Below are 7764 nucleotides of genomic sequence, written 5' to 3'. Positions count from 1 at the left end.
TGAGAAATGCAAGAGCCGTACAACGGAAAAAATATGCAAATGCTTAATACGCGTTTAGCTTATCAAAAAGGGGGATATAATGGCACTTTTTCCATTTTCTATTGCTGATATTGATGATCCTGAATGTATTCGTGTGGTTCTTTATGCTAGCGGAAGAATGGGACATGCTCCTTTAAACGCATTGTTGAAGAAAGCATATGAAGATATTACAAAAATTTCAAAGCGCATGGATGCTTTAGAAAAAAAATTAAATGCTCTAGATCTTACCAGTGTCGAACAGAAAAAAAATGAGAAAGAAGAGAAGCAAGACAGTATTAATAGTGTTGTGAGTGGTGGAATAACGACATCAAACAGTTTTGTGAGCGCACCAGAAATTAAAACAGAATCATCGTCCGCTGGAGACATATTTTTTTCTTCAATATACGAGGCACCAAAAATAGACTACAGCTCTTTTATTTCAAAATTTACAGCACATAAGCCGCTAGAATTACACAGTAGTGTTGCTCAAAACATCAGTGTTGAGCATTCTAGAGAGATTTCTTCTTTGTTAGAAAAGAGTGATCATAACAATATGTATGGGTTGAAGCTGTAGATCAGATAAACCTGATTTATATCTTCGGTGGGGACTGGAATTGCACTCTGTTTGAGATGTTAAAAAAGGGGTAAAAATTGATAGAGAAGCGTTGTTGCAGGATAAGTTGATCATGCGTTGTTGGGGAGAGTAGGGTGCATATTGAAATCTAAGGGTAAGTTTTTAAAGCCTACAGAGAAAGGAGCTGTGCCCAAACAAAAACGCATGGCAAAAGAAGCTTTAAAAAAATAAAAAATCTTGCAATACTTTGAAAAAGCTTTTGGATAGAGCATTCGATGATTTTAAATCTATAAAAAATTGCCATTTTCACGCTTTTTTTAAAGAGAAACAGAGCAGTTCATCGCAATTTTAATTTGTTAAAAATCCCATAAAAAGAAAATATTAATTGCCAAAAGGACAAAAGCAGAAAAATGCCTATAAGAAAATTATGCGTATCGTTGTGTCTTTTCTTATAAACGAAGAGAAATGCTATACTGTTTAAGAAGACTTGAAGGCTAAAGTTTCACTTGTTTTCTTGTCAGACAAGATTGTATAAGCGGTTGTTTGTCTTATCCTGCTTATGCTGTAAATACTGTCCTTTCAGGTGTGATGATATAAGGCAAGCTCTTTGTAAGAGCCTCCATGATACAAAAAGTGTTTTTTTAAGGGCGTGGAAAATATTTAAGGCAGGCTTATTTGTTGAGCTTTAAGTTTAAGTCAATCACATGTGAGAAAGCCAAATGGACCCCGCTGCAATCTGGGCTGTTGATAGATCAGATTGGGTGAAGAATCTTCATGTTTTTAAGTGGTGGATGCAAGTCAAGAAAAACCAGCTTTTACAAGTGTAAAAAAGCGGATCTTATTATAATTATGGACTTAAATCATGTGTGTTTTTTCATGGATTATATTGAGATAAAGCTACAAAGTATTTTGATTTATTTGATACGTTTTTATTTTAGAAAGTGCATTGTTGTAAACAACTCTCCTCAATACGAATGTATCATTATTTATACTCTTTTTGGATATTTTTATAAATATAATTAAAAAGCTTGCAATACTATACGCTTTGTGTATAATTATTTATTATTGATTTCTTTTGTATTTTATTTAGTTATATCTCTATTCATAAGCCGCGCCTTTAAATGGTGCGGCTTTTTTTACTTTCTAATAACAGGGGCGCTATATATTTGTTATTGAGATGGCTTTGGATATTTTTCTCATTATTGTATTTTGTGATTTCATTTTGCAGTGAAATCTTAAATTCTTATGTGTTTTATCCCAATAGGGAAGATTCAAATAAAAATGCAGGCGTCTGGTTTCGGTTTCTTTGCTTTGGTTGGGGGGGGGACGTTGAATAGTTAAAGAATCTTTGTGACTGTTTGATGGAGCGTGATATGGGGTGGAGCATAAAATGGTGGCGTATTTGAAGGGCCATTATTATACATGTCAGCATGGTCAAAAATGCAAATGTGTCTTTAACAGTGTTTGTTGATCTCGATTAGAAAGTCCATTCTTTTCTTTGTTTGGAGTTTTACATCTATAATCTCTTATCGTTTTAGCGACTGCTTTTTGAGGGGGGGGTAATAAAAGGCGTGTTATATATGAAGTGTTTGTGTGATGAATAATGGTAAACCCATTGAGCACTCCCATCTTTACGATTATGCAGAGGCAAGCCGGCACCATCATTGTATTTTCTCGCTCCCAATATTACGACAGCCTTGGTTCGTGAGACGATTCATAAGAAGCATATGCCTTTCTTATACAGTTTTTAATCCACATGCCAGCTCCGCTTGTAACTTGTAAGCGACATGGTTTTGATTGTTTCAACAAAAAACAAACTTCGGATGAGAGAATCCTATGGTGTTCGGGTTTTTCATTCAACGTGCAAAACAATAAAGACTCTTTATAAATCAATATGATGTGTCTTAACAAAGACGAATTATTTATAGAATCGCATGGATGAAGAATCTTCGTCTTTAAAAGTGGTGAGAGAAAATCATCAACCCTATTTTTTCATAAAGGGCATGAGAAAAGTGTTTCATAAGAATTATACGGTAAAAAAGAGAGTCTTTTGACATAAGAGTCTTGATCGTTTGCGGCTATAACCTGTATTGTGTACACAGATACTTCTATCGTTTTTTGCTGTAAAAGCTTCTCTTGGGATATTAAAGGGTACAATCTTTATGGAAAAAAGAATCCGGGCAAGACAAAAGGCTTATTTCAAAAGATTATATCGCAAGATTGCTTTTGTTTGCATGATACTTTTTTGTATAGTGATTTTGTGTTTTGCTGTTGCAAAGGCGGTCAGTTATTTTTCTTCTCATCAAAAAATAACACAACAAGCGCCTGTTGAATTGGCTATTCCTGTCTTTGATCTGCGTGTGTATTGCAAGGAAATTTCTGCTTCCGTTATGCCCGAGATGAAAAAAGAAGTTTATCAGCACTGCCTTAATTTAGAAAGTGAGGCCTATTTTGCTATTCGTGAAATGTGGGATAAGCTTTCTGATACTGCAAAAAAACAATGTTTGACGAGGATCCGTCCTGGGGATGGAAATTATTTTCTCTTACGAGACTGTTTTCTTGATGAAAGAGAAAATAAAACAGGCAAAAGGCGTAATTACTTTTAAGTTTTTATACGGAAAGTTAAAAGGAAGCGAATTTTGATAAAAAGATAAAAGCCTCTTAAATGACTATCTGCCTCAAGACCAATAGTAGCTTGATTTATTTATCTTGTTATATCGCACTTCTTATTTAAGGTATGGCGATATAAGATATGGATGGCCTCCTTGAAATGTTTAAGGGGGCGTGGTGGAGTTTCTGGAGGGGTTGTTGCGCTTTTTTAAGGGAAATAACGAGTGTGGGAAACCCATTTCGTAATGGCTTTGGTGAATGGTATAATGGTAAAACCCTCATGAAATGTATAAAATTTATAAAGCAAGTTCATCTTTATGGTTTAAAAAAGAGTAAGCTGGTACCATATCACACTTTGCTCCGCTTCCAATGGTGCCTCTCGACAGCCCCTTAGCCTTAGAGACGGTTCATAAGAGGTACTTTTAGTCTTTTTTTTCGTTTTTACTCCACGCAGGTTTTCCTACGTGTAACATGCAAGAAAAAGAGATTGATTCAATAGCAAACAGATTGAGGATGAAAAATCCTACGGTATTAAGTTTTCTTACTCAACACAAAAATATGAATTATCATTACAAATCAATTCAGTGTATGAATTTTATAAGTATTTTCATTGTTGACAGACCCGTGTGATTTGAGAATCCTCGTTCTTTGAGGGTGTAAGTCAATAGACATGACAAAAATGAGTAAAAAAACATTTTTTTATAAACATTCAAGGCTTCTTCATGCGTAAAGCGCTGTGTTGGGTTTTAAAATGTGCTTGTTTTATAATTCCAGTTTTCTTTATCAGAAAAGATAAGTAAGGAAATACGTTAGGCCATTCTTATTGATAGGCTTTGAGGAGGGTATTTTTTTGAGAAGAAGCTGATTTTTAAAAAAGTGTGACATATTGGTTGTTTTTTTCATAATTTGATATTTTTTTGTATTTAAATATTTTGTTTTTAAGCTCAATTTGTTATAAATAAAAACTGTGATTAACTTAAAAACTCTATGGGTTAAAATAAAAATTGATAGTATCGTTGGCTTTTTTGGGAAAGAAGATTGATCTCTTGGTGATTATAGGGCTTGAATAATACTTCGTGTTAATCTATCTATAAAAATTAAGAGGTTTTGTGAAGCGATCGTGGATTATCGCTCGCAAGGGGTTGCTTTAGCGATGAAGAGAGGCTATATTTATAAAATAAAGAGGTTCGCGCAGTGACTCGTTGGGATGGAAGTGCTTGTGAGTTAAATGCACGAGGGGGTAGAGAATATCGGCGTTTTTAGGAGCGGTGGTTTTAGAGCAAAAAAGGAAGCTTCTACTATTCTCTGGCAGGAATTTTTTCTTTGTCAGGTGTGTTATATGTGTGTTTTCCTTTTTGTTTTCCACAAGATAATTATTTTTTTTAGTGAAATATGGTTTATTTTAAAAAAAACACTTGGCATTTTACGTGAACATCATTAGGTTTCTGCTGTTTGACAGAGAAAAAGGGAATTTTTGATTTACGATTTCCCTGCTGTTTTGTGATTTTCAAGAAAATATATGCTTTTATCAATATCAGTAGGGTTCGTTTGAGTGAAATAAACGCGGATAGCTTGATAAGCGTATGTTAAACGTGATCAGCATTATCAAAAGATAATGCAATGAGGAAGAGTCAATTAAGACACACATAAGACAAACACTCCAAAAAGGGATAAAGATGAGGCCACAACAAAATAGACGGGTACGCGGTCGTAATAATAACAATAATGGTAATAACAATAATAATCGTCGCGGTCCTAATCCGTTGTCTCGCAATTATGAAAGTAGCGGTCCGGATGTTAAAATTCGCGGGAATGCTCAGCAAATCGCCGATAAATACATAAGCCTTGCGCGTGATGCACAAGGTGCAGGTGATCGTGTTATGTCGGAAAATTATTTACAACATGCCGAGCACTATTTGCGTATTATTTTAGCAGCAGCTGGGCAAATGTCTCAATCGCCTCGGCGTGATGAAAATCGTGGTGATGAAAACGAAAATCGTGATGAAAACAATGGACAAGAATGCGGTGAAATAAATCTTGACGGTGAAAAAAATGATACTGTTGAGGGTGATACAGATGTATTACAAATGTCGTCGCAAAAAAATGGCGATGGCCAAAATGATAAAATGCAAAATGGAGATGCGCGTGAAAACGCTTTAGGGGCTCTATCGGATGAAAAAACAGATCAAGAGCACTGTCTCTCTGAGAAAAATGTTGAACCCATCAAAAAAACACGTCGTTCTCCCCGTCGACGTACTGTACGCACTCAAGATGAAGCACCTTTTGAGCTTTCACTCACAACAGCAGAAAGCTCTAGCAATGGAGATGCATCAAAAGTGACAAAAGAGGCTTCTTCCTTGCCTGAATTAGGTGAAGGGATACAGAGAAAGACGCGCCGTCGCCGAGTGGTCAATCTTGAGGCAGAGGAAAATGTTTAAACCTGAAGGGTGCTGTGTAAGCGCGCTTGGGTGGTGATGTTATTGGTATCATGATAATAAATTATAATATGCTCAAGAAGCTTCTTGCGCTTTCCTTCAGTTTTCACGGGGCTGTATCAGGAACTTAACGAAGGCTGTTGACAGAAAAGATTGCCTCTTTGCTGAGATTTAAGTGAGGGGATACAGAGAAAACCACATTCGTGTATTTTAAGAGGCAGTTCTTTTATGAAGAACGCAATGTCGTTGTTTTATTTAATTCACACCTATATTTAATATTGTTCAATATATTCATGCCCATTTCGCGCTGGTGTTTATGAATTCTATCATGTGAAATCCATCCGTTATCTTTGCTTAATAAAAGATGTAAGCTGGGCGTTATTGCTTTAATTTTCAATGTTGCAACAGTTCTTCTTTTGATACCGGATTATCTATAAGAGGTATTTTATTCATCAATTTCCTTGCTAGGGTATGTGAGGAAATGATTTTGATGAGCTTCATCATAAATAGATTTGAGATGAGAGAATCTTACAGTATTTGAGGTTCTCATTTGACATGCAAAATAAATCATCACTATAAATTAATATGTTGAATTTTTACACTCAAGAAGAAGCATTTCTTGCACGTTCATTAGCTTTTCATCAAATGATGTCCGTTTTCTTAAAAATGGGAATGCGTTGACAGAAAGGTTTCTTCTTTTCCAAAATTCAAGTGAGGGGATACAGTAAAAAATGCGCCGTCGCCGTATGGTGGAAATTTAAGACTTATCACATTGATTTATAATAACAATTCATTTTTTTGTATGTTAGGTGAGAGCCCCTAAATCCCTAGGATTCTCTCATTCCAAATTTGTCCCATGGTTGAATCAACAAAAACCATTCGCCTGCACGTTGCAAGCGGGGAGAGCCCGTGTGGATAAATTTGTATAAGAAGGAATAAAAATGGCTCTTATGAACTCTCTCTAGCGCCAAGGATTGTCGGCAACACCTACGCGCTGGAAAAGCGTGTGATAATGCCCGGCTCGCAGAAAATGTTTAAACCTTCAGAATGCTATGTCAGCGCTTATTGAGGTTGGCTTGCTTAATGAGGCGTTATTGTCGATATTTTTTCTGTTGTTTCAACAGAAAGAATGGAGACAAGTGCACCGGTATAATAATTGTAAATCATAAATTTTGTTTGTCCATCAGGGGTTAAAATTTTCAGTACAATATTGTTCTCTGAGAGGCTTTGCGACAAAATCTGTGTTTTTTCCGGTAAGGAGAGCGTATGATGGGTAGCTTGTGGATTTTTGCTGAGAGAGGAAGATCGCTCTGTTTGTTTTGACGCTGATCCCGTTGCGATAACTTTATAAACAATTAAAAATAGTACGGTCAGAATAAGGAAGAGCGTTATTAAAACGGAAATAATCATTAATCCCATAAGTTTTTTTCTCACCCGTTCTACAGCAGGATCTAAGGGGAGATCTTGAGGCAGAGTACTTTGCTCTGTGTGATGGTCTTTTGAAGGGTGCATTCGCTTATTATCTATCATGTCTTCCATTGATTATTTTTTTGAGATCTGATGGGTTTATGCTTTTAAAGTTTTTTGTGCAAGAGGTTTGTGGAAGAAGAACGCAAAAGAGGAAGCGATGTTGGTAAAATATCTTGTTTGTGGACTGTAGACAGCTTGTCCTTTACGTTTTGGCTTTTAAGAAGAAAATTTCCACGGTTTGTTACAGACCAGATCAAGTTTACTTCTTGTTGATGTAAACTGGGTTGTACGTTTATACATTGAGCAAAAATTTGTTGTCCATAAAGTGCAAACTTTTTTGTGGACGGTATCATGGCTTGTTCACAAGCTTGAGCTGTTGGGTAAGTTTTAACCATTGTATTGTTCGAATAGCAACTGTTAAAATCATCCGTACATGAAACCAATAAGAGGATAAAAACAAGGGGATTCATAAATTATTTTCCAAATGAGTAGTTGACAGTGTGAACTCCAATTTGTCAGCCTAGGGGCTTCTTCATTGTTAAACGGTTTTACAGTTTTTTAGTTCCCCTTTGAGATGTCGGTTCCCCTTTGAGATGTCGGTTCCCCTTTGAGATGTCGGTTCCCCTTTGAGATGTCGGTTCCCCTTTGAGATGTCGG

General features: G+C 36.0%; 5 protein-coding genes. 3 read left to right on the top strand and 2 right to left on the bottom strand.

What is annotated here, in order from left to right:
* Window positions 1-79 precede the first annotated feature (79 nt).
* The 3 genes from ACFINA_RS05880 to ACFINA_RS05870 all read left to right on the top strand — a co-directional run bounded on the left by ACFINA_RS05880 (window position 80) and on the right by ACFINA_RS05870 (window position 5640).
* Window positions 80-592 carry a hypothetical protein gene (locus tag ACFINA_RS05880; RefSeq protein WP_375615222.1) on the top strand — a complete coding sequence of 171 codons (513 nt, stop codon included), beginning with the start codon at window positions 80-82 and terminating at the stop codon, window positions 590-592.
* A 2162-nt stretch (window positions 593-2754) separates the two neighbouring features.
* Window positions 2755-3198 carry a hypothetical protein gene (locus ACFINA_RS05875; RefSeq protein ID WP_375607018.1) on the top strand — a complete coding sequence of 148 codons (444 nt, stop codon included), beginning with the start codon at window positions 2755-2757 and terminating at the stop codon, window positions 3196-3198.
* A gap of 1680 nt (window positions 3199-4878) precedes the next feature.
* Window positions 4879-5640, top strand: coding sequence for a DUF4167 domain-containing protein (locus ACFINA_RS05870; protein WP_375615221.1), 762 nt, complete (start codon window positions 4879-4881; stop codon window positions 5638-5640).
* Window positions 5641-6717: 1077 nt separating this feature from the next.
* Here the strand turns inward: ACFINA_RS05870 and ACFINA_RS05865 are convergent.
* Together ACFINA_RS05865 and ACFINA_RS05860 are read right to left on the bottom strand one after the other, a co-directional pair.
* Window positions 6718-7167 carry a hypothetical protein gene (locus ACFINA_RS05865; protein ID WP_375607016.1) on the bottom strand — a complete coding sequence of 150 codons (450 nt, stop codon included), beginning with the start codon at window positions 7165-7167 and terminating at the stop codon, window positions 6718-6720.
* A gap of 44 nt (window positions 7168-7211) precedes the next feature.
* Window positions 7212-7577 carry a hypothetical protein gene (locus ACFINA_RS05860; RefSeq protein ID WP_375607015.1) on the bottom strand — a complete coding sequence of 122 codons (366 nt, stop codon included), beginning with the start codon at window positions 7575-7577 and terminating at the stop codon, window positions 7212-7214.
* Window positions 7578-7764: the final 187 nt, after the last annotated feature.

It is taken from the genome of Bartonella sp. AC10YNML (genome assembly GCF_042196825.1).
GTDB lineage: Bacteria > Pseudomonadota > Alphaproteobacteria > Rhizobiales > Rhizobiaceae > Bartonella.
The sequence above is the reverse complement of the archived record's forward strand: the minus strand, read 5'-3'. Positions and strand labels throughout refer to the sequence as shown.